This window comes from Hyphomonas sp. KY3 (genome assembly GCF_017309975.1).
Lineage (GTDB): Bacteria > Pseudomonadota > Alphaproteobacteria > Caulobacterales > Hyphomonadaceae > Hyphomonas.
Genome location: NZ_CP022271.1, coordinates 770,496 through 793,218 on the forward strand (window position 1 = coordinate 770,496; position 22,723 = coordinate 793,218).

Here is a 22,723-nt window from a genome sequence, read left to right on the forward strand (position 1 = left end):
CACATGACAGAGAGAATCTACACGCTTCAAGGCGTCCGCAACTTTCGTGACTTTGGCGGCTATGCTTCCCGCCACGGTGGACAGGTAAAGCGCGGTCGGTTGTTCCGATCCGGGCACTATGCCGAGGCCACCGAAGAAGACCTGAGGGCACTTGGCGCACTGGGTATCCATCTGCAGGCAGACCTCCGCCGCCCGGACGAGCGCGAACGCAACGTGGCGCGCTGGTCTGCGCCCAATACGCTGACCCATGATGGGGGCCGGGAGCATGAAGCGCCGCATGCGCAATTCCTGAAGAAGGTCGAAGCGGACGCGCAAAAGGCCGATGACTGGATGAACGACTATTACGCGCTGGCGCCGTTCAAGGCTCATCACGCTGAGCTGTTCTCTGGCTGGTTTGAGCACCTGGCCGGGCTGGAGGGTGACTCCGCGGGGCTCGTGAATTGCGCGGCTGGCAAGGATCGGACGGGCATTCTCTGCGCGCTCACGCATCACATTCTCGGTGTCGAGGAAGCCGATCTTCGGGCCGATTACGAACTGACCAACACGGCGGTGAATGTCGACGAGTTCCTGCCGCAGGCGGCAGCCTTCTTCAACGAGCAAGTTGGGAAGGTCTATGAGCCCGAAGTGTTCCGACCGTTTCTCGGCGTGCGGCTGCGTTATCTCGATACCGCCTTCAACGTGATTCACGACAAGCATGGAACCATCGATGCCTATCTGGCGGATGTGCTGGGTGTGGATGACGTCGCGCAGGAGCGCTTGCGAGCCCGATTGCTCGAGACCTAATCCTGCTGTGAGTAAATGAGATGAACTCGCCCCATTGCGGCAGGGCCGCATGAGTCGCTAAAGTCCCGGCTGATGAGCGATTCCGAACTCCCCGAAGAACGCGACGACCAGACCTTCTCGATGTTCGGGGAGGATGAGGCGCCGAAATCGGCCGAATATCAGGTGCTCGCGCGCAAATACCGCCCGCGCCGCTTCGAAGACCTGATTGGCCAGGAGGCCATGGTCCGCACGCTTTCCAATGCGTTCGAGACAGGCCGCGTGGCGCACGCCTTCATGTTGACCGGTGTGCGCGGGGTCGGCAAGACGACGACCGCCCGCCTGCTGGCGAGGGCCCTGAACTATCAGTCAGACGATCATGACGGTCCGTCGATCCGGCTCGACCCCAAGGGCGAGCATTGTGATGCGATCATGTCGAGCCGCCATCCGGACGTGCTGGAGCTTGATGCCGCCAGCCGCACCGGCGTTGCCGATATGCGTGACCTGTTGGATGGCGCGCGCTATGCACCGGTCTCGGCCCGCCACAAAGTCTACATCATCGATGAGGTTCACATGCTGTCGACGGCCGCGTTCAACGCGCTGTTGAAGACGCTGGAAGAGCCGCCGCCGCATGTGAAGTTCATCTTCGCAACTACTGAGATCCGCAAAGTGCCGATCACGGTCCTGTCGCGCTGCCAGCGGTTTGACCTGAAACGGCTCGATGCCGTGAATTTGTCTGAACATCTCGGTCGGGTCGCCACGCATGAAGGGGCGAAAGTCTCGGAAGAGGGACTCGCTTTGATCGCCCGGGCTGCCGAAGGTTCCGTTCGCGACGGCCTCTCGATTCTCGATCAGGCCATCGTGCAGACCATGGATGGCGAAGAAGTCACTGGCGCGGCGGTGCGTGACATGCTGGGCCTCGGCGACCGGGCGCGCCTGCTGGATGCGTTCGAGAAAGCGATCTCCGGCAGTGCTGCAGAGGCGCTGGCCGAGGTGAAAGACCAGATTCATGCAGGTGCTGATCCGGCGGTTATCCTGAAAGACCTGATGGATGTCTGTGCCGATGTCTCCGTAGCTCAGGCCACGGGGGGAGAGTTCCAGTCTGCCGGGCCCGCCGAATGGACCCAGCGCACATTGGCCATGGCGCAGAAACTGACCGCTGCGCAGGCCGCGCGCTACTGGCAGATCCTGCTCTCCGGGTTTAATGACCTCCAGACGGCGCCTGACACGGCGACCGCGCTGAACATGATCATCCTGCGCCTTGCGGCGGCGGCAAACCTTCCGTCACCGGAGGAGGCTGCGCGCATGATCGCCGAGTCAGGCGGTGCGCCGGGAAAGCCTGAACAACATGGCATGGCCCCGTCTCCCGCCGGCGGGCTGGAGAGCTTTGCCCAAATTGTCGCCTATCTGGGTGAGCACCGGGAAGTGAACCTGCAGGTCGAGTTGGAGCGATACATTCGGCCAGGTCCTGTGCGCTACGGCTATTTCTCATGCGAACTTGAAGACAATGCACCAAACGATTTGCTCGCCCGGCTAAAGGCGTTCCTCGAACGCGACACAGGCGATGACTGGGTCGTCGAGCAGATCCGTACCAATGCCGAAACAATGCGCCAGACGGAAATTCGGACGCGCGAGGAATTGTTTGCCTCAGCGGCGGCGCACCCGGCTGTGGCAGACGCCTTGAAGAGTATTCCCGGCATTACCATTGTTGACGTGACCGAGCCTGCCGCAAGCGACGGCAACGTTATTGACCTGAACTCCAGACGATCGGCCTGAAGGAGGCCCGCTTCCCATGAAAGACCTTGGCAAGATCATGCAACAGGCCCAGCAGATGCAGGCCAAGATGCAGGAAGCGCAGGAAAAGATCGAATCGACCGAGGCCGAAGGGGTCGCCGGGGCGGGTCTTGTGTCGGTGCGCCTCAAGGGCAAGGGCGATATGGTCAGTGTCAGGATTGACCCATCATTGATGAATGATGATGCCGAAATCGTTGAAGACCTTATCAAGGCTGCGCATTCGGATGCGCGCAAGCGTCTGGATGAAGCCATGGAAAAGGCTATGAAGGATGCGACGCAAGGTCTTGGCGGGGGCATGTTGCCCGGCTTCAAGCTACCGTTTTAGGGGCGACTCAGTAGAGTTCCGGTTCCTTCGTGCTGAAGGCCGAGGCCAGCCAGCCACGATGGAAGACGCCGCGCATCGCCCAGAAATTCCGCTTTTGTGTGGACCAGAAGAAGATGCCAGCCATCGCGTAACAAAAAACAATCTTCGCCAGCGAAGCGAGCACAGTAATGGTCAGCGTGACCGTGTTGCGTGTGGTCAGGGAGTGGTAGCCGAAACTCATCCCTGAACGGAATTTGCGCTGGCGAATCCATTCGGAGTCCAAGCGCTTCGGGTCTACCGCTTCATGCACGATCGCCGCTTCGCTTATGCCAAACTTGGCGCCTGCATACCAGAGCCTGAAAAAGAACTCAGTGTCTTCGCCACCAGTCTTGCCTTTTTCGATCAGAAAGCGCTGGCCTTTCACGATAGGGGAGCTGGCGCGCATCAGAGCGTTGCAGGTATGTCCGGTCTGCACCACGCCGCCTCGGCGTACAGGGACATTCGAATGGTAATCCTGCTGGCGCATCCAGTTGGGCGCCGTCTCAGGATAAACGGCGATGGCTGGGCCGAAGACAGCGTCCAGAGAATTCACGCGTGCCATCTGGAGCAGGGAGGCCAGCCAATCCGGTTCGGCCACTTCATCGTCATCGATGAAAGCAATCCATTGGGCGGTGGCGGCATCCAAACCGGCGTTTCTCGCGATCGAAATGTTGTTTGCGGGGGCATGAATGTATTTGACGGGCATGGACAAGTTTGCCGCGATCGCCTCGACCCGGTCGCGGGCCGATGGAGTTTCGTCATTGTCGATAACAATTGCGCGCGCCGATACGCCGTCCGGCAGGGTTTGCCGGTCGAGCGATCGCAGCGTGTCCTCAATTGAAGGCCTGCGATAGGTGCAGACGCAAATATCGATAGTCAATTCGGCGACCTCATAGGGGGCTTCATACGCGTCAAACATGTCGGGATACTTGCCAGCAAGTCCCATGCCACGCATGCGTGATTCCTCCAGATGGGAACAGTGTCAGAACTCTGTATCCTGGCTGGATGCGGCTATCAGCTCGTTTATAAGGCGTTCCGCATCATCGGGGGTGCGTGGATCCTGAGCAACAAAGGTGCGCGACCACACCAGATCATCAGTCCCTTGGGCGAACAGGGCGATTTGAGCCGTCTGGTCTATACCATCCGGACCTGGAACGCCGCCGAACATGAGGTTTAGACCGCCTTGCAACAGCTTACTGGCGGAGCTTTCCACATCGAATCTAACCTGGATAAGAGCGACCAGATGCTCTGGTGTGTCGACTTCGGAGGTCTGAACCGGACCAGGATTGACCGCAGCCTCCTCCAGCTTGATCGCAAGGAATTTTGCTCGTTCTTGTCCTTCGTCAGATTGATCGAACGCATCGGCTGGAACCGCGTTCGACAAGGCGTTGGCAAGGTTAATGCGAGCCGTTTCTGAGGAGTCCGATTGCGGTTCTCGCTGGCCAGAAGCAGTAACCAAAGTGACTTCGGCCAGCGGCGGCAGGTATGTTATTGCGCCGGTTGGTGGCAGCTCTGCTTGAGGTACTGGGCCAGATGCTGATGCACAGGCCCCCAGCGCCAAAAACAGACTCATCCATATCAGTCGCATCTCGCTGCCCTTGTGCCATCCCGGTGGAAAAGAGGATCAGCCTGAGCGGGAAGTCAAGCGGTGGGCAAACCACAGCGTTCAATAGACAATGCGGCATGTTCCTTATATGTTCTGAGCAGAATCGTGCGAGGATGCCCGTATGGACCCAATCATCATTATCGGCGGGGCCGGCTTTGACGTCGTGCACCTTGTTCTGTTCCTCCTGGCTCTCGCCTTGGCGGGCACGGCCTGGTGGCTTGCCAGCAAGTTCGGCGCGAAGGCGGAGCGGCTGACACTGGACCTTGAGCGTGCGACCGATGAACTTGTCGAGGCGAAACAGCGCATCCGCACGCTGGAAGAGGTCTCGCGCAAGGCAGAGCTGGAGCTGGCCGAGGCGAAAGCCCGCAGCGCCGAGGATGAACGCAAGTTTGGCGAAATGGCGCAGGGTGTCCTCGAGCGCGCGAACAAGCAGTTTCTGCAGCTTGCGGATGAGAGATTCCAGCGACACAAGGAAGGCGCTGAAGGGCATCTCAAGGAGCTGATGAAGCCGATCGGCGAGAATTTCGATGCCTTTAAGAAACGGGTCGACGAAATCGAAAAAGTCCGCACCCAAGACAAGTCTCTCTTGTCGGAACAGGTCAAGGCGATCGGGGAAAGTCTGCACCGCAACACGCAGGAGACCGGCAAGCTGGTCAACGCGTTGACGGCTCCAAAGGGCGGCGGGCGCTGGGGCGAGATGACCTTGAGAAACGTCATGGAGCAGGCCGGCCTGTCTGCGCATTGCGACTTCTCCGAACAGGTGCATGACCAGACGGAGGAGGGACGCCAGCGACCGGATGCGATCATCCGTCTTCCGGGCGAGCGACAGATCGTGATCGACTCCAAAGTCTCGCTCGCCTCCTACATGGCGGCGGTAGAAGCCGAGGATCCGGCCCAGAAGGTCGTTCATCTGAAGGCTCATGCGACCAGCGTCCAGCGGCATGTGAGCACGCTGGCCTCAAAGGACTACCAGTCGAATCTGGGCAATCGCTTTGACTATATTGCGATGTTCATTCCCGGAGAGAATTTCTTCGCGGCGGCGCTTGAGCATTCTCCGGACCTGATTGAAAAGGCCATGAGCCGGCAAGTGATTGTGACGACGCCGACCACGCTGATCGCACTGGCCCGGACGGTGGCCCATCTCTGGCGCCAGCATCACCAGAATGAAAATGCGATGGCCGCGGCGGAACTGGGTGCAGAGCTTTACAGTCGGATGGGTGTAATGCTCGGCCATATCGAGAGACTCGGAAAATCGCTGAACGGCTCGGTGGACCATTTCAACTCCGCGATGGGATCGTTCGACAAACGAGTCCTCCCGACCCTGCGCAAGTTCGAGGACATGGAGATCGCCCCGCCCGCCAAGACGCTGGCTGAGCCCAAGCAGATCGAGAACAGGGCGAATGTATCGGAGAATACAGGGGAGCTGGACTTTGGCGGCGCCAAGAAGCCGCTGGCGGCGGAATGACGGCCAAGTGTTGACCAGAGGTCCCTGCGTGCATATCTGAAAAGCATGGCTATCAGAGAAATCCTCACCGTCCCTGACCCGCGTCTGAAGGAAGTATCGAAGCCCGTCGAGGGCGGCGTCACCGACGAGATTCGCGCGCTCATGGATGACATGCTGGAAACCATGTATGACGCGCCGGGTATTGGCCTCGCGGCGATTCAGGTCGGCGTGCCGTTGCGCGTGATTGTGATGGATCTCGCAAAAGAGGGCGAAGAGCCCCAGCCGCGCTATTTCGTGAACCCGGAAATCCTGCCTCTGACTGAGGACATGGCGCCTTATGAAGAGGGCTGCCTGTCGGTGCCGGACATTTTCGATGAAGTCGAACGTCCGACCGAGTGCCGCGTCCGCTACCTCGACTATGACGGCTTCAAAGTCGATGAAGTTGCAACCGGCATGTATGCGGTTTGCATCCAGCATGAGATGGATCATCTGGAGGGAACGCTGTTCATTGACCACCTTTCGCGTTTGAAACGCCAGCGCGCGATCGACAAGGTCAAGAAGGCCAAACGCCTGCACGCACGCGAATCGGCCTGATCGTCATGAAGAAGCGCGGCAGCTTCTTCGCGCGTCCTTGGGTTCGTTGGACCGCCGCTTTTCTCCTGGCTGCCCTGATCGTGATCATTGTGGGCGGCAATGGGCTCACCCCATTCAGTATGTCGGGCGCAGTGCGCTGAGCCACTTGCGAAACGTTGCTTTCAAAATGACTCCGAACAAACTATTCCCGGCATGATGACCAAACCCCTTCGCCTTGCTTTCATGGGTAGCCCGGATATCGCCGCACATGTGCTGGATGCGTTGATCACAGCCGGACATGAGATCGTCTGTGTCTATTCGCAGCCGCCACGTCCCGCTGGCCGGGGCAAGAAACTGACTCCCACGCCCGTGCATGCCTTCGCTGAGGCCAGGGGGATCGAAGTGCGTACGCCCAAATCCCTGAAGAAATTGCCGGAGCAGGAGGCGTTTGCGGCGCTGGATCTCGATGCGGCTGTGGTCGTGGCCTATGGGTTGATCCTGCCGCAGGCCGTTCTCGATGCACCGCGCCTTGGCTGTCTCAACATGCATGCGTCGATCCTGCCGCGTTGGCGGGGCGCTGCGCCAATCCAGCGCGCCATCATGGCAGGGGATACGGAAACCGGCGTCGATGCGATGATAATGGAAGCCGGGCTTGATACGGGGCCGGTGCTTGCCTCGGCGCGCACGCAGATCACCGAAGAAGATACGGCCGGCAGCGTGCATGATCGGCTGGCCGCGCTCGCCGCAGAACTCGCGCCGCGTGCGCTTGAAGGCCTCGCCGATGGCAGCCTGACCCCCGTTCCGCAGACGGAAGAGGGGATGACTTATGCCGCCAAGCTTGGCCCGGATGACCAGAAGATCGATTGGTCGCGGCCTGCGCGAGAGGTCGACTGCCATATCAGGGGCCTGTCGCCGTTCCCGGGGGCGTGGTGCTACTGGACGCCGCCGGGCAAGGACGATCCGGTGCGCCTGAAACTGCTGATGTGCCGTCGCTCCGGTCGGGAAACCACTGCGCCGGCCGGCATGGTTCTGGATGACCGCCTGCTGGTCGCTTGCGGCGATGGCGGCGCTGTGCGTATCCTCCGCCTGCAAAAGCCAGGGGGAAAGCCAATGAATGCAGACCAATTCCTGCAGGGGCAGGCGATTGCTCCGGATACGGTGCTTGGCTGATGAGCTTCTGGATTCGTCCCGCCCGTGAAGAAGACCTTGATGAGATCGTTGCGCTGAATGATCTTGCCTTTGGCGGCAAGGCTGAGGGCCGCATGGTTCGGGATCTCGCCAAGAGCGGTGAGAGCGTGCTCTCACTTGTGGCGAGCGACGATAAGGCCATTGCCGGCCATATTCAGTTTTTCCGCATGCAGCTCGATGGCGAACCGGTGGCCGTCGGTCTTGGGCCAATGTCGGTTCATCCTGATTTTCAGAAGACCGGTATCGGCAGCGGCCTGATCCAGATGGGCCTGATGGCGCTGGAAGGAGCGGGGGAGCAGATTGTCTTCGTGCTGGGGCACCCCGAATACTATCCCCGGTTTGGGTTTTCCGCTGACCTTGCCCAGCCATTCGAATGCAAATGGTCCGGCGAGGCTTTCATGGCGCTGCGTCTTGATCCGGCGGCACCAACATCCGGCCGGTTGACCTATCCGGCGGCCTTTGGCTAGGGCCGCTGAATGCCACGTTACAGACTCCTCCTCGAATACAATGGTGGCCCGTATCAGGGTTGGCAGCGCCTGCCCGGAATTCCGACCGTTCAGGGCGCCCTTGAAGAAGCAGCCGCAAAGCTCGATGGTGCACCCGTTGAGGTGCATGGCGCTGGGCGCACCGATAGCGGCGTTCATGCGACAGGGCAGGTCGCGCACATGGATCTGCGAACTGACCGCGGAACCAAAGTGCCAGATGCGATGAATTTTCATCTGCGCCCACATCCGATTGCCGTCTTGAAGGCAGATAAAGTGGATGATGACTTCCACGCCCGCTTCAGCGCAACCGAGCGGCATTATCGCTTCATCATTATCAATCGACGCGCTCACCTCACGCTGGATGACGGTCGGGCCTGGCGGATATCGTCACAGTTGGACGCCGACAAGATGCATGAAGCCGCGCAGATACTTGTCGGGACGCATGACTTCACGACATTCCGCGATACGGATTGCCAAGCCAAATCGCCGGTTAAGACGCTCAATGCGATCTCTGTTTCACGTTATGGAGATCGGGTCGAGATGACCTGTCGGTCGAAGAGTTTCCTGCACAGGCAGGTTCGTTCGATCATGGGTAGCCTGGTGGATGTCGGGCGTGGCAAGCAACCTGTCGAATGGATCGCGGAGATCCTGGCGGCTGCCGAGCGGACGGCGTGCGGGCCCATATCCCCTCCGGACGGGCTCTATCTTGAAAAAGTAGACTATGAATAGTCCCGCCTGACGCGAAGTCAGTCTGTGCATATTTCCGCTTCCGCTTTAGCCTTCCTGAAAAACAATAGGGAGCGAAAAGATGGCCATCGATTTTACGATACCGGAAGAGGCAAAAGAAGTCCGCGAGCGCGTGCGCAAATGGGTGCAGGAAGAATGCATTCCTGCTGAACAGGAAATGTCCAACGGTCGCGCGTTCAAGGACGTGTTGCCAGAACTGCGCAAGAAGGCGCGCGCGCAAGGCCTTTGGTTGCCCTTCATCCCAGTCGAGCATGGCGGAATGGGCCTTGGGCCGCTGGCCAATGCGCTGGTCCAGATGGAACTTGGCCAGAGCCATCTCGGTGCGCTGTCGATGAATTCGCAAGGTCCGGATGATGCGACCATGCTCACACTGTTGGCCCACGGCACCGACTTTCAGAAAGAAAAGTACCTGAAACCGCTGCTGAATGGCGAAAAGCGCATTTGCTATTCCATGACGGAGAAGGCGGCCGGCGCGGATGCCACTGGCATGCAGACGCGTGCGGAAAAGGACGGCAAGGGCAATTACGTCCTGAATGGTGAGAAATGGTTTTCCAGCGCCGCCACCGCTGCTGACATCGCGGTCGTCATGGCCAAGACCAATCCGGACGCGCCTCGCCATCAACAATTCTCCACCTTCATCGTGGAGCTGCCCAATCCGGGTTACAAGATCATCCGTGATATTCCCACCATGGCAGTGCATGGGCCCCACTATGAAGAGATGGGCGGTGGCCATGCTGAAGTGAAGATCGAGAACCTCGTCGTGCCGGAAGAAAATCTGCTCGGCGGGGAAGGGGGCGGATTCTCCATGGGCCAGCATCGCCTGGCCTATGGTCGCCTGCGTCACGGCATGCACAATGTGGCGATGGCTCAGCGCGCACTTGATCTGGCCACGGAACACGTCACGAGCCGTGAGACCTTCGGCCAACCACTGGAAGATCGCCAGGGTGTCCAGTTCATGCTGGCGGAATGTGCGAGCCAACTTTACATTGCCCGGCTGATGCTGATGCATATTGCCTACAAGGCCGAAAATGGCATGGATCTGAGACAAGAGAACGGCATCGCGAAAGTGTTCCTTGCGAACATGGTTCACAAGGTGGTCGACACCGCGATCCAGCTGCATGGCGCCCTTGGCTATTCGCTCGATACACCCCTGGCGGCTTGGTACACGCACATCCGGTCCCAACGCCTCGTAGATGGGCCGGACGAAGTGCACAAATGGATTACCGGCAAGAATGTTATTCGCGCGTTCCGGAAGGACGGCACGACCGCAGCCGCAGCGGGCGGGGATCTGCTTTGATCAAGCTGACCTTTTGCCTGCGCCGCTTGCCCCATCTGAGCCGTGAGGAATTCCAACGCTACTGGCGGGAGCAGCATGCCCCGCTGGTGGCGAAACATGCCGAAACGCTAGGCATCCTCCGCTATGTGCAATGTCACACGGGGCACGACGCATTGAACGGCGCCATGCAAGGGTCGCGTGGCGGACCGGAAGCGTATGACGGCGTTGCCGAACTGTGGTTCGAGAGCGAGGAAGCCATGGCCGCGAATACCAGCAAGGCGGCCGCGAACGCCGGTGCCGAGCTGCTGGAGGACGAGAAGAAGTTCATCGACCTTGCCAACTCGCCGCTCTGGTTTGGAAGGGAGTATGAGATCGTAGGTTAGTCGCAGCGCTCAACGTTCGCTTCGCCTGAAGTTCGCCGTGAACGTCACAACTCAGTTTTTTCGCGCGGACGGTTGTGCGCGCGAGCAGCCCGGATTGCCACGCATAGGGAACTTTGCCTCCTGTAGCGTGTTTTTGGAAATGTGAATTCGCTACAACTTCCGACTGGTGCTCGCTCTGCGGCGTCGAATGTCAAATACGCAGTGCTGGTTGTGCTGTGCTTGGTATGGCTCGTCCCAATCTCCGTGGCACAGACTTCGGATAGGAGCGAAGATCTCAATCCGATCATCCAGACTCCTCCGGCGGTCAGCGATGCGTCCATCAAATCTCGTATTTCCGCCATCTTTGATGAGATTGGATCGCTGAATCGTGTGACGGTCGAAGTTAAGCACGGTGTCGTACGGCTGGCCGGGGAAGTCCCCAGCACCAGCGCTGTTGCCCGCGCCGAAGATCTGGCCTTGCGTGTAAATGGCGTTGTCACGGTTGAGAACGAAATCGACCGAAGCTTGTCAGTTGAAGATAGCGCGACGCCGTTTTTTGGGGACCCGTCTGGTACGTGGGGAAGTGTTGTCCGCGCTCTTCCACTTTACGGTATCGCATTGGGAGTATTTCTCACGATTGCGCTGATTGGACACTTGGTTGCTTCTTGGCGGAGTTTTTGGCGTTGGATTCTGCCAAATCCGTTTCTCGTAGAACTGGTTTCGGGTGCGTTCCGTATTGTCTTGCTGCTGGTCGCACTCGTGGTCGCGATGAGCATTTTGGGTGCTACAACGGTAATGGGAACTATTCTCGGCGGAGCCGGCGTCATCGGCCTGGCGATCGGCATTTCTGTCCGAGACACACTGGAAAACTACATTTCTTCCATAATGCTGAGTGTGCGCCAGCCATTCAGGGCGAATGAGCATGTTCTGATTGATGAATATGAGGGAAAGGTGATGCGCTTGACCTCTCGTGCCACCGTGCTGATGACGATGGATGGCAATCATCTCCGCATCCCCAACTCGACTGTTTTCAAGGCCGTTATCCTAAACTACACGCGCAACCCTGAGCGCCGATTTGAGTTCGACCTTGGCGTCGATGCAGCCGATGACCCTGTCGCGGCAATGCAGCTTGGCCTCGATAAATTAAAATCGCTACGTTTCGTGTTGGACCATCCAGAGCCGGAAGCTTTCATCCAGACGGTTGGAGACTCAAACATCATCCTTCATTTCATGGGATGGGTGGATCAGGCACAAACAAACTTTGCGAAGGGACGCGGCCTCGCGATAGCCGCGACCAAGGATGTTCTGGAAGAGTCGGGCTTTACTCTGCCGGAGCCGATTTATCGGCTGCGTTTCGACAGCGGCGTAGAAGATGCGCTAAAAAGCGGTAAACCGGAGATTGGCACGCAGCAATCTGCAGATGTTAGACGTCCCAAGCCCCATGTTGATACGCGCGAAGCGACGGATGTCGCTGCCGACAACACCCTTGATGAAAAGGTGGCGGCTGAACGCGCCAACAACACCGAAGATGACCTGCTGGATGAACAAAGCCCCGTGGAGTGAACGAGGTGAATGTGCATCGTGACGACGGCTAAAGTGCGTTGGTCGGTAGAGCGTTTTCAAGGTCCGCGAGAATATCGACCAAATCCTCCAGCCCGACAGACAAACGGACCAGGCCGTCAGAGATACCATGCTCCAGCCGTTCTTCCTGTGAGTATGTCGAGTGGGTCATGCTGGCAGGATGCTGAATCAGGGATTCCGCGTCGCCGAGGCTGACGGCGCGCTGAATCAGGCGGAGCTGGTCCATCATGGCCGTTCCGGCTTCGAAGCCCCCCTTCAGCTCAAAAGCGATCATGCCGCCAAAGGCACTCATCTGGCAGCACGCAAGCTCATGTTGCGGATGACTTGGGAGGCCGGGATAGTAGACTTCGGAAACTGCAGGGTGGCGCTCCAGCCACTCCGCTACGGTCTGCCCGCTCTCGCAATGGCGCGCCATCCGCAGTTGCAGTGTCTTCAGGCCCCGCATAACCAGCATCGCCGTCAGTGGGGCCATCACCGAGCCGGTCATGTCCTTCACGCCAATCATTCGAATGTCATGGATAAGGTCTGCGCGGCCACAGACCACGCCCGCGACGAGATCACCATGCCCGCCAAGGTACTTTGTTGCTGAGTGAATCACGAAATCGGCGCCCAGTTCGATTGGCCGGGTCAGGAGGGGCGACGCATAGGTGTTGTCGACCACCGTCAACGCTCCGGCCTGTTTCGCGACGGCTGAAACGGCGACAATGTCGACCAGCCGCATGTTCGGATTGGCCGGGGTTTCAAAATAGACGATCCGGGTCTGCTCGCTGATCGCTTCGCGCAAATTGTCTGGATCGCGCAGGTCGACATGAGTGACCTTCACGCCGAAGCGCGAAAGGCCGTCGCGCATGAACGCAAATGTGCAACCATACAGCGTCTTGTCGGTGATAATTTCGTCGCCTGGCTTTACCAATGTCCACAAGGTAGCGGAGATGGCGCCCATACCACTGGCGGTTGCAAGCCCCGCCTCTGCACCTTCGAGATTTGCCACTCTCGATTCGAGCAAGGCGACCGTTGGATTTGAGATGCGGGAATATATGTGCCCTTCGATTTCGCCTGCAAAAAGTGCTGAACCTGTTGCAGTATCAGGGAAAACGAAGGTAGACGTCATATGCACGGGCGGAGTAAGGGAGTGCGAATGATTTGCAGGTGCGTAGCCATGGTGGATGGCGCGCGTTGCGGGTCCGTGAGAGCGAGCGGTATCGTGTGGCAACGGGAAACCTCCTGAACTGTTCGCACAATCTAGCAGCACACTTGGGACATGTGCTGTCAATTTATGCCAATAAAGAAGCAGAGATTGGCAGAAATAACCAACTGGGGGTTATATGGACAAGATTGATGCTAAAATTGTGCGCGCCTTACAAGAGGACGGCCGCCTGACCAATCAGGATCTGGCCGAAAAGGTCGGATTGTCGCCTTCGCCCTGCCTGCGCAGGGTCAGGAACCTGGAGAAAGCGGGGATCATCAAGGGCTATTGCGCCACGATTGATCAGAAGGCGTGCGGGTATCCCATTACGTGTTTCGTGCGCATTCGCTTGTCGATCCACACCGAAGACACCATCCAGAAATTCGAGCGGATCGTGCATGATACGCCCGAAGTGCTGGATTGCCATTTGATGGCGGGCGGATCGGACTATCAGTTGCGAGTGGTGACCGGCGGACTCGATGAATATGAGGAGCTAGTACGCCATACGTTTCAAAAGCTACCGGGCATCTCGTCGGTTGAAACCAGTTTTGCCTATGGCGTCGTGAAGAAGTCCCGAGTGCTGCCCGTCAAGATCCAGGCCTGAATACCCGTTTGTGGCGGGTAGCGACTGAAATTTGATGAAATTCCGGCTCTTCCTGTACTTGCGCCGTGATCCCGCATAGGCGCGGGGGAGGGACCTGCTATATAGGCAAGTGATGAGCACAGATTCCCTCGACCAGTCACCGCAAGAGCCCACTCTTGTTGAATCCCGCAATCGGACGAGCCGCCGACCGGGCAAATGGCGTATTTCGAACATCATTGATGGCCGCGCGCTTCGTGTGAAGTTGACCGCTGCGGCGCTCGACAACCTCGGCGATGCTCAGGCGATGCGTAAGGCCGCACTGGACCATTTGCACGGGGCCATGTTTCGCGGCCGAATGATTGCACAGGAGCGCTTGCAACAGGGGGCCGAAGGGCTGGACACCGCGCGACTTCTATCTGCGGTGCAGGACGAGGTGATCCATGCACTATATGATTTTACCACGACGCACGTTCACCGCGCTCGCAACCCGACAGAGGCCGAACGCCTGGCGATTGTTGCTACGGGCGGATACGGTCGCGGGGTGATGGCGCCGTCCTCCGACACCGATCTTTTGTTCCTGCGCGCATACAAGGCCTCTCCGCACACGGAGAGTGTCATCGAGTATATGCTCTATGCCCTGTGGGATATGGGGCTCAAAGTTGGCAATGCGTTCCGTACGCCCGCCGAATGCGTGAAATTGGCGGCAGAGGATGTTACCATCAAGACATCCCTGCTGGATGCACGTTTCATGTGTGGCGACCAGGCACTGTTCGACGAGATGCAGGCCAAGTTCAAAAAGGATGCCGTCGAAGGCAAGGATGCTGAGTTTATCGCCGACAAACTGGCTGAGCGCGATGCGCGGCATGCGCGCCAGGGTGATGCGCGCTATGTCGTTGAGCCGAACATCAAGGAAGGCAAAGGTGGCCTTCGCGATCTGCAGACACTCTACTGGATTGTGAAGCACATTTACGGCGGTCAAACGTTGGAAGACGTGATGAAAGGCGGCCCCTTTACGCGGAGCGAGTACGGCTCATTTATACGATCCGCCAAGTTCCTCTGGACGGTTAGGTGTCATCTGCACTTCGTGACTGGCCGCGCCGAGGAACGTCTGAGTTTTGACCTGCAGCCAGAAATTGCGGCGCGTATGGGCTATCGCGACAGAACGGGTCAGCTTGGTGTTGAACGGTTCATGAAGCGCTATTTTCTGGTTGCAAAAGACGTTGGCGCATTGACGCGAATTATCGCCGCCAAGCTGGAAGCGGAGCAGAAGAAAAAGCCTGAAGGGTTTCGCCGCCTGCTGCCGCAAAAAACACCACAGGCGCTGGACGATCCTGGTTTTGTGATTGATTCTGGGCGGGTCGGCATCACATCAGAGGATGTGATGAAGCGTGACCCGCTGAACATGCTGCGGCTCTTCATCATTGCCCGGCGTGAGAACAAGGATATTCATCCCGATGCCCTATCGGCAATTACACGCAATCTGAGGGGCATCAACGAACAAGTTCGGGGTACGGATGAAGCTCGCGCACTGATCCTCGACGCCGTCATTGGCAGCAAGGACCCTGCCTTGATTCTCCGCCGCATGAATGAAGCAGGTGTGCTGGGAAAGGCCATTCCGGAGTTTGGCGGGATTGTCGCGCAAACACAGTTCAACATGTATCATCACTACACGGTGGATGAGCATACAATCCGCGCAGTTGAGGCAATTGCCGAGATGGAGCAGGTCAACGCTGAGCGCGTGCCGCTTGCAACCGAAATATTCCCGCTGATCGAAAACCGCCGCGCGCTTTACCTCGCCATGTTGTTGCACGACACGGGCAAGGGACGGGGTGACCAGCAGATTGAAGGCATGAAAACGTCGACCCGCGCCTGTCAACGCCTTGGCATACCTGCGGACGAGACTGAGCTTGTTGCCTGGCTCGTGGGCAACCATCTTGAACTCAGCGAAACGGCACAGAAGCGCGACATTTCGGACCCGCGCACCGTGACGCAATTTGCCAATCTTGTGGGCTCATTGGAGCGATTGCGATTGCTCTATATCCTTACTGCAGCCGATATTCGAGCCGTTGGTCCCGGCGTATGGAACGCATGGAAAGGCCAGTTGATGGCCGATCTCTATCACAATACAGCCGCTGCTCTGCGCGGGGGTCGAGCCGATGAAGCGGGTGTGCAGGCGCATCTTGAGGGGCGTGCCGAGTCACGGCGCGAAGCGCTGGTTGAGGATTTAGGGAGTATTCCGCCGGTCCTGCTGGAAATGGAAACAGCGTATTGGACGGGCTTTGATGTGCCTGAGCTCACCTGGCATGCAACCGCCCTGAAAGGATCGGGCAACGTCGTATGCTACCGCTTTCCGCCGGAAGGCGGTGCGCTCACTCTGCTCGTATCAGGACAGGACCGGGCTGGGCTGTTTGCGGACCTTGCCGGCACATTGGCCAATCTCGGTGCAAACGTCGTTTCGGCGCAAGTCTTCACAAACCGCAGTGGACGGATTGTCGATATCTTCATGGTGCAAGACGCCGCGCAAAAGCCGTTCGGTCAAAAGGACGAGACGCGACTGAGGCGTCTCGAGACGGCGTTGGCGGAAACGTTGGATGGGGCCAGCGTCAAGGATCTGGCAACCTCCCGCACTGGGCGCCGCCAGGCAGCCTTCCTTGTGCAGCCTTCTGCGCAAATCCGGAACGATGTATCGACCGAGTACACGGTGGTCGATATTGCCGGTCGAGACCGACCAGGCTTGCTCTATGATGTTGCCAGCGTACTGGCTGACAGTGGCCTGTCCATTCACTCGGCTCATGTGGGGTCTTATGGCGAGCGCATGTTTGACGCGTTTTATGTTCAGACGGGCGACGGAAAAAAACTGACAGGCTCTGCCCAGATTGAGACATTGAAGGATCGTCTTCTTGACGCATTGGGCCAGCATGAACCCGATGCGCCGGAAACACCGGCCCGGAAGCTGAGGCGTTCGCGCGCCGTGGACAGTTTCTGAGAATGCGATCAGGGATTCCTGCATGAGCGTCGCCCGCAATACCTTGGTGCAATCGTCCCTGACTTTGGGCAGCCGTATCCTCGGCATGGTTCGCGACATTCTGCTGATCGCGAAGATTGGTGCCGGGCCGGTCGGCGACGCCTGGGCGACCGCGCAGCAATTCCCGAACCTGTTCCGCCGTATCTTCGCTGAAGGCGCCTTTGCCTCGGCCTTCGTGCCAACCTATGCCCGCACGCTGGAAGCCGAGGGGGCGGAAGCCGCGCGCGATGTGGCACAGGAGGCGCTCCGCGTCTTGTTCGCCGCGACAGCGGCGCTGACTATCCTTGCGCAGGTTTTCATGCCGTGGGTCCTGTTGCTGATCCATGGCGGGCAGGCGGATGATCCGGAAAGCTATGGCCTCGCGGTGCTGCTGACGCGGATCACGATGCCGTATCTGACCTTCATGGCCATCGCGGCGCTCCTGTCGGGTGTCCTGAATTCGGCTGAGCGATTCATCCTGTCGGCGGGCGCGCCGACCTTGCTGAACCTCTCCCTGATCCCGGCTGCCTTCGTGGCGCCGGATGCCAAAGGCACCGCGCTGGCGGCGGCGCTGGCCTATTTTGTTGCGGGCGTGCTGCAGGCAGGAGCACTCTGGTGGGGCGTCAACCGGCAGAAAGTACGTCTCAGCCTGATTGGCTGGCCCCGCATGACACCTGCCGTGAAGAAAGTGCTGAAGCTCGCCATTCCCGGTACGATTGCAGCGTCCGGTACGCAAATCAATATCATCGTCAGCCAGTCGCTGGCGAGTTTCGAAGTCGGCGCGAAATCTTGGCTCTATGCCGCTGACCGGCTTTACCAGCTGCCGCTCGGGCTTGTGGGGGTGGCCGTCGGTGTCGCCATCCTTCCGCGTCTCAGCCGGGCCGCGCGGGCGAGTGATGACGGGTCAAGCCGCCAGACGATGGATGAGGGCATTGGCCTCGCCCTGGCGCTGACCCTGCCGGCGGCCGCGGCGCTGATGATTGCGCCAGTCTTCCTCATCGACGCCTTCTTCACGCGCGGCGAGTTTCTGCCGTCCGATGCCACGATGTCCGGAAATGCGCTGTTTCATTTTGCATGGGGCGTGCCCGCCTTCGTGCTGATCAAGGTGCTCGCGCCTGCCTTCTTCGCGCGGGAAGATACCAGGACACCGATGCGCTTTGCGCTGATATCGGTCGTAATCAACACAGCGCTCGGTGCGGGACTGTTCTTCTGGATGAAGTCCAATGGTCAGGCGGGCTTCATCGGTCTTGCCATCGCCACCTCGATTGCGGCCTGGGTGAACACGGCGCTGCTGGCCCTGACGCTGATGCGGCGCGGCTGGTATGTTCCCGGCGCGCGGCTCGTCTCTGGGGTCGTCCGCGCTGCGGTCGCTACGGCGATCATGTCGGGCGCGGTTTGGTTTATGCTGGAAAATCTCACTCTGATCCGGGCCGAACTCTGGAATTCGCGCATTGTTTCGGCCGCCGCCATCGTGCTGGCTGGCGGCCTGATTTACGGGATTGCCGCCCTGCTGACTGGTGCAATCCGCATTTCTGACATTCGACAGGCTTTGCGGCGCTAGACAAACGCGCTAAAGCGCCTGCCCATGACTGATACACCTGAATCCTATAACGGCCCGCAGCGCATTTTCTCGGGCATCCAGCCAACTGGCAATCTCCATCTGGGCAACTATCTGGGCGCCCTGAAGAAGTTCGTGGATTTGCAGGAAGATGGTTGGGACGCAGTGTACGCCGTGGTGGACCTGCACGCCATCACGATGCCGGTGGAGAAGGGAGCTCTTGTGAGCCAGACTCGCCAGATCGCAGCGGCGTTCCTTGCCTGTGGCGTCGACCCAAAGAAATCCATCATTTATGCGCAATCGTCGGTGAAGGCGCATGTCGAGCTTGCCTGGATCTTCAATTGCGTGGCGCGCATGGGATGGGTCGAGCGGATGACGCAGTTCAAGGACAAGGCAGGCAAGGATGCCGAACGGGCGTCGGTTGGCTTGTTCACATATCCTGTCCTGCAGGCAGCCGACATCCTGGCCTACAAGGCAACGCATGTGCCGGTAGGCGAGGATCAGAAGCAGCATTTGGAACTCAGCCGCGATATCGCCGACCGTTTTAACCGGGAATACGACGCGCCGGGCTTTTTCCCGCTGCCGGAGCCGCTAATCAAGGGGCCGGGCGCGCGTGTCATGAGCCTGAAGGACGGCACGAAGAAAATGTCCAAGTCTGATCCGTCTGAGCTCTCTCGGATTGCGCTGGTGGATGACGCTGACACGATTGCGAAGAAGATCAAGAAGGCCAAGACGGACCTTGAAGGAGACATGCCAAGCGACGTGGAGGGCCTGAAAGGGCGTCCGGAAGTCGAGAACCTTGTCGGCATATATGCGGCACTCGCAGGCGAGACCGTCGAGGGTGTGCTCAAGCAGTATGGCGGGCAGGGATTTGGCGTTTTCAAACCGGCCCTGGCCGAGGTGACGGTCGCCCATTTGGCGCCGATCACACAGCGCTATCGTGAGATTCTGGATGACCATGCGTTTATCGACTCCGTCTTGAAAAATGGTGCTGAGCGTGCGGATGCGATCTCGGCGCCGATCATTGAAGATGTTCGAACGCGAGTTGGGTTCTGGGGGGCATAGTCTCTGAGTGCGGCGTACCCCTGCGGCGCCGCGCTCCATTGACCCCGATGACGGTCGGCCTACTTCTCGGGCAACGTTCAGTCGGTTGGAGTTCTTCTATGCGTATCATGGCACTTGTCGCATCCCTCGGTCTTGCGACCCTGGCAGCGTGTTCACCAGCCTCTCAAGGGGGTGAAAACTCGGTCAGCGTGAGCGAGGCATACATCGTGAAGCCGACGCCCGGTCGCGATGTTGCCGGAGGCGGTCTGACCCTTACGGTGACCGGTGATGCAATGGCGCTGGTGGGCGCAGATACTGACATCGCCGATACGGTCGAACTGCACACGATGAGCATGGAAGATGGTGTCATGAGAATGCGCAAGGTCGAGCAGCTGGACGTGTCCGAGGATGCGCCACTGGTGCTGGAAAGCGGGGGTGCCCATTTGATGCTGTTCGGCGTCAGCCCTGACATCGAGATTGGCGAGACGGTTGACTTGGTCCTCACTCTGACGGGTTCGGACGGTTCCGAATCGACCCTCACCACAGAAGCCGAAATCCGCGGACTTGGCGATTAAGCTCACCAAGGCGCAGTTTTTTGCGCCCAAGTTGCCTGAAATTTATCCTCCAAAACCATGCCGTCCGGCCAATTGGCGGGCAGGCATGATGCTTGCATATATTTAACAGTAAATAGACTGTTAAAATTCGCGGAACCTCGGCATAGTGTCCTGAACGCAACAGGTTCCGCGTGAGTGTGATTGAAAACAGGGTAGAGTGAATGGCATTTGATAGTCGCCTCCCCGCGGCATACCAGGAGGAAGGTCCTGTCGTGACTGTGCTGGGTTCCGATCATCTCGTAACATTCGACTATGCTGAGCCTAGCCCCATCATGTTGTTTGCCCAGCGCTGGTGGCGCCGGACTGTGACGCTTCTGAAAGTCGGCACGGTTGTATGCGCAGTGGCGGCGTATCCCATCATGACAGTCGCCTCCAATCGGATCGATGACAGCAGTATCGAAGTTGCGGGCCAGAACTGGACCTTGCCGGAAGTTGGTGTCTCGATCGTGAAAATCGCCCGTGAGCTGGAAGGTGCTGGCTGGGCAGGGGATCGTGCAAATTGGCACCCTCAAGCGCGGCTTACCGCCATGCCCGCTTGGCAACGTGCAACCGCAGATGCTCTTTCACAACACACTGCGCTTCTGGCGGATCTAACGGTCAAGGATGGCGACGTCGATTCAGATTTGAAGGCTGCTGCACGCCTCTTGAAAGGGGTGGAAGGCGAAGACATGCGCCCGCGTCTGACTGCGGCAGCCGAGGCGTTGAACCGTTACGACTCTCGCGCAGGCCGTGGCCTGGCAGCAACGCCAGACAAGGTAGTCAAATTGGCAGCTGAAGCGACTCTGTTTGCGAACTGGGCCGGAGCAGATCGGATCGATCTGTCCGTTCAGGTCAATCAGGACGTTGTTGAGTGGCCAGCCAGCAGGGTCGATATCGAGACATTTTACGGCGCGAAAGCCCGTGCACATCTCGCACAGCAAATGTTGGCCGCAGCACGCACTGCGGAGCCCCGCCTCGCGCGCCTGCCTTCGGTCAGTACGGCCTTCGATCGCGCCGAACTGGCTTGGAGCAGGGCGGCACAGATGAAGCCGTTGGTCGTTTCGAACCAGAGCGGTGACGGCCCATTCATGGCCAATCATCTGGCAAGCATCGGCTTTTATCTCAGCGAAGCTCAGGATGCGTCCCGAAACCTGGCTGAAGCATTGGGTCAGGTCCCTGAGGGCGCACTCGAGAATGTTGCTGCATTGGAAACGCAACTCGCCTCTGCGCCGTAATCTCACGCTATCCCTTGAACCTGCACCTCGCCTGAGCCATCTGGATTGGTAAGATCGCAAGCCAGAAAGGGCCCCCAAGGCCATGTTCATTCAAACAGAACCAACGCCGAATCCGGACACCGTAAAATTCCTTCCCGGCCATCCTGTGGCGGGCGATGCTGGTCCGTTTGATTTTCCCGATGTGGCCAGCGCTCGAATGAGCTTGCTGGCGCGTGCGCTCTTTCAAGTCGACGGCGTGGAACGGGTTTTCCTTGGCAGCGACTTTGTGTCGATCAACAAGGATACCGGCAAGGACTGGAAACATGTGAAGCCGATGGTGCTCGCCGCCATTATGGATCATTACATGGCTGGCTTGCCGGTGGTGGAAGAGGGCGCAGCGCCGTCGGCCGATGCTGAAGCCAATGTCAGTTATGAGGGCGAAGCTGCCGAGATCGTCGAAGAAATTCGCGAACTTATCGAGACGCGTGTTCGCCCCGCTGTTGCCCAAGATGGCGGAGACATCATTTTTCACAAATTTGAGCCGGATACCGGTATTGTGCATTTGTCGATGCGGGGCGCTTGTGCGGGCTGTCCATCGTCGACCATGACCCTCAAGCAGGGGATTGAAAACATGCTGAAGACCTATGTGCCGGAAGTCACCGCCGTTGAGGCTGTGCTGTAGGTTTCGCGACATTTGGATTGCTGCCGACCGCATTGATTGTTCAGGCGTTTCCCGGCAAGACTCAGAAGCATATTTCAGGAACAGAAGGAAACAGGTCATGTCTCATCCGGTCAACGACCATGCGCTCGACGTGATATTTCGGGATGGACGCAGCTATAATGGGTTCCAGGACAAGGATGTGCCGGAAGTGCTGGTTCGAGCTGTCTATGACCTTGCCAAAATGGGGCCGACCAGCGCCAACTGTTCTCCGGCGCGTTTCGTCTTTGTATCTTCTGCGGAAGGCAAGGAGCGACTTCTACCGCTCGTCTCGCAGGGCAACCAGCAAAAGGTGAAGGAAGCCAAATGGTCCGTGATCATCGCATATGACATGGAGTTCCAGGAGAAAATCCCGAAACTGTTCCCGCACAATCCTAGCGCCAAGCACTGGTTTGATAGCAACCGTGAAGAGACAGCGTTCCGGAACGGGTCGCTGCAAAGCGCCTATTTCCTTATGGCGGCGCGCTCACTCGGCCTCGATACAGGACCGATGTCCGGCTTCGACATGGACGCCGTGAACAAAGAATTCTTCGAGAACCGGGATGGTGAAGAAAAGAGCTGGCGCGCCAACTGGATCTGCAATCTTGGATATGGCGACAAATCGACCATTTTTGCGCGTAGTCCGCGTCTGCATTTCGATGAGGCCTGTCGGATCGTTTAGCAAG

The 22,723-nt window shown here is 58.6% G+C and carries 23 protein-coding genes; 20 read left to right on the top strand and 3 right to left on the bottom strand.

Translation table 11 applies throughout. The features are described from left to right. Nucleotides 1-3 precede the first annotated feature (3 nt). The 3 genes from CFA77_RS03975 to CFA77_RS03985 all read left to right on the top strand — a co-directional run bounded on the left by CFA77_RS03975 (nucleotide 4) and on the right by CFA77_RS03985 (nucleotide 2,878). Complete coding sequence (locus CFA77_RS03975) at nucleotides 4-783, top strand: tyrosine-protein phosphatase (RefSeq protein ID WP_206992349.1); 780 nt, start codon at nucleotides 4-6, stop codon at nucleotides 781-783. A gap of 72 nt (nucleotides 784-855) precedes the next feature. Continuing rightward, nucleotides 856-2,535, top strand: coding sequence for a DNA polymerase III subunit gamma/tau (locus tag CFA77_RS03980; protein ID WP_206992350.1), 1,680 nt, complete (start codon nucleotides 856-858; stop codon nucleotides 2,533-2,535). A 16-nt stretch (nucleotides 2,536-2,551) separates the two neighbouring features. After that, entirely contained in the window at nucleotides 2,552-2,878 is a 327-nt protein-coding gene (locus tag CFA77_RS03985; protein WP_206992351.1) for a YbaB/EbfC family nucleoid-associated protein, read from the top strand. A 7-nt stretch (nucleotides 2,879-2,885) separates the two neighbouring features. On the opposite strand, the gene CFA77_RS03990 is transcribed toward CFA77_RS03985, so the two are convergent. Together CFA77_RS03990 and CFA77_RS03995 are read right to left on the bottom strand one after the other, a co-directional pair. Next, nucleotides 2,886-3,851 (bottom strand): glycosyltransferase family 2 protein, encoded by a 966-nt coding sequence (locus CFA77_RS03990; protein ID WP_206992352.1) that lies wholly within the window; start codon nucleotides 3,849-3,851, stop codon nucleotides 2,886-2,888. Between the two features lie 27 nt (nucleotides 3,852-3,878). After that, entirely contained in the window at nucleotides 3,879-4,469 is a 591-nt protein-coding gene (locus CFA77_RS03995) for a hypothetical protein (RefSeq protein WP_206992353.1), read from the bottom strand. A 154-nt stretch (nucleotides 4,470-4,623) separates the two neighbouring features. Here CFA77_RS03995 and rmuC point away from each other — a divergent pair, with 154 nt between their 5' ends. The 9 genes from rmuC to CFA77_RS04035 all read left to right on the top strand — a co-directional run bounded on the left by rmuC (nucleotide 4,624) and on the right by CFA77_RS04035 (nucleotide 12,140). Next, a complete protein-coding gene (rmuC, locus tag CFA77_RS04000) occupies nucleotides 4,624-5,967 on the top strand; it encodes a DNA recombination protein RmuC (protein ID WP_206992354.1) in 1,344 nt (447 codons plus the stop codon). A gap of 45 nt (nucleotides 5,968-6,012) precedes the next feature. Beyond that, nucleotides 6,013-6,540 (top strand): peptide deformylase, encoded by a 528-nt coding sequence (gene def / locus CFA77_RS04005; RefSeq protein WP_206992355.1) that lies wholly within the window; start codon nucleotides 6,013-6,015, stop codon nucleotides 6,538-6,540. Nucleotides 6,541-6,545: 5 nt separating this feature from the next. After that, nucleotides 6,546-6,680, top strand: coding sequence for a hypothetical protein (locus CFA77_RS17190; RefSeq protein WP_256434954.1), 135 nt, complete (start codon nucleotides 6,546-6,548; stop codon nucleotides 6,678-6,680). Nucleotides 6,681-6,735: 55 nt separating this feature from the next. Then, entirely contained in the window at nucleotides 6,736-7,689 is a 954-nt protein-coding gene (fmt, locus tag CFA77_RS04010; RefSeq protein ID WP_206993165.1) for a methionyl-tRNA formyltransferase, read from the top strand. Next, nucleotides 7,689-8,174 carry a GNAT family N-acetyltransferase gene (locus tag CFA77_RS04015; RefSeq protein WP_034816053.1) on the top strand — a complete coding sequence of 162 codons (486 nt, stop codon included), beginning with the start codon at nucleotides 7,689-7,691 and terminating at the stop codon, nucleotides 8,172-8,174. The genes fmt and CFA77_RS04015 overlap by 1 nt, the downstream gene beginning before the upstream one ends. A 9-nt stretch (nucleotides 8,175-8,183) precedes the next feature. Further along, a complete protein-coding gene (gene truA / locus CFA77_RS04020) occupies nucleotides 8,184-8,921 on the top strand; it encodes a tRNA pseudouridine(38-40) synthase TruA (RefSeq protein ID WP_206992356.1) in 738 nt (245 codons plus the stop codon). A gap of 79 nt (nucleotides 8,922-9,000) precedes the next feature. Continuing rightward, nucleotides 9,001-10,236: an acyl-CoA dehydrogenase family protein gene (locus CFA77_RS04025; RefSeq protein ID WP_206992357.1), complete on the top strand. Its 1,236-nt coding sequence runs from the start codon at nucleotides 9,001-9,003 to the stop codon at nucleotides 10,234-10,236. Continuing rightward, the gene (locus CFA77_RS04030) at nucleotides 10,233-10,598 is read left to right on the top strand and encodes an EthD domain-containing protein (protein ID WP_206992358.1); all 366 of its coding nucleotides are present in this window, start codon (nucleotides 10,233-10,235) and stop codon (nucleotides 10,596-10,598) included. The genes CFA77_RS04025 and CFA77_RS04030 overlap by 4 nt, the downstream gene beginning before the upstream one ends. Nucleotides 10,599-10,799: 201 nt before the next feature. Continuing rightward, on the top strand, nucleotides 10,800-12,140 hold the full coding sequence (locus CFA77_RS04035; RefSeq protein WP_242517479.1) for a mechanosensitive ion channel domain-containing protein: 1,341 nt from the start codon (nucleotides 10,800-10,802) through the stop codon (nucleotides 12,138-12,140). A gap of 28 nt (nucleotides 12,141-12,168) precedes the next feature. Here CFA77_RS04035 and CFA77_RS04040 read toward each other — a convergent pair whose 3' ends face one another. Then, nucleotides 12,169-13,371, bottom strand: a complete 1,203-nt coding sequence (locus tag CFA77_RS04040; RefSeq protein WP_206992360.1) for a methionine gamma-lyase — start codon at nucleotides 13,369-13,371, stop codon at nucleotides 12,169-12,171. A 112-nt stretch (nucleotides 13,372-13,483) separates the two neighbouring features. Here CFA77_RS04040 and CFA77_RS04045 point away from each other — a divergent pair, with 112 nt between their 5' ends. From CFA77_RS04045 to CFA77_RS04080, 8 genes are all read left to right on the top strand, one after another. Further along, nucleotides 13,484-13,948, top strand: a complete 465-nt coding sequence (locus CFA77_RS04045; protein ID WP_206992361.1) for an Lrp/AsnC family transcriptional regulator — start codon at nucleotides 13,484-13,486, stop codon at nucleotides 13,946-13,948. Between the two features lie 112 nt (nucleotides 13,949-14,060). Beyond that, entirely contained in the window at nucleotides 14,061-16,913 is a 2,853-nt protein-coding gene (locus tag CFA77_RS04050; protein WP_206992362.1) for a [protein-PII] uridylyltransferase, read from the top strand. Between the two features lie 22 nt (nucleotides 16,914-16,935). Continuing rightward, on the top strand, nucleotides 16,936-18,492 hold the full coding sequence (murJ, locus tag CFA77_RS04055) for a murein biosynthesis integral membrane protein MurJ (RefSeq protein ID WP_206992363.1): 1,557 nt from the start codon (nucleotides 16,936-16,938) through the stop codon (nucleotides 18,490-18,492). A 24-nt stretch (nucleotides 18,493-18,516) separates the two neighbouring features. Further along, nucleotides 18,517-19,554, top strand: coding sequence for a tryptophan--tRNA ligase (trpS, locus tag CFA77_RS04060; RefSeq protein ID WP_206992364.1), 1,038 nt, complete (start codon nucleotides 18,517-18,519; stop codon nucleotides 19,552-19,554). A gap of 98 nt (nucleotides 19,555-19,652) precedes the next feature. Then, a complete protein-coding gene (locus CFA77_RS04065) occupies nucleotides 19,653-20,108 on the top strand; it encodes a copper chaperone PCu(A)C (protein WP_206992365.1) in 456 nt (151 codons plus the stop codon). Nucleotides 20,109-20,359: 251 nt separating this feature from the next. Next, nucleotides 20,360-21,361 (top strand): hypothetical protein, encoded by a 1,002-nt coding sequence (locus tag CFA77_RS04070; RefSeq protein WP_206992366.1) that lies wholly within the window; start codon nucleotides 20,360-20,362, stop codon nucleotides 21,359-21,361. An 82-nt stretch (nucleotides 21,362-21,443) separates the two neighbouring features. Further along, on the top strand, nucleotides 21,444-22,022 hold the full coding sequence (locus tag CFA77_RS04075) for a NifU family protein (protein ID WP_206992367.1): 579 nt from the start codon (nucleotides 21,444-21,446) through the stop codon (nucleotides 22,020-22,022). Between the two features lie 97 nt (nucleotides 22,023-22,119). Further along, complete coding sequence (locus CFA77_RS04080; RefSeq protein ID WP_206992368.1) at nucleotides 22,120-22,719, top strand: malonic semialdehyde reductase; 600 nt, start codon at nucleotides 22,120-22,122, stop codon at nucleotides 22,717-22,719. The last annotated feature ends 4 nt before the right edge of the window (nucleotides 22,720-22,723 follow it).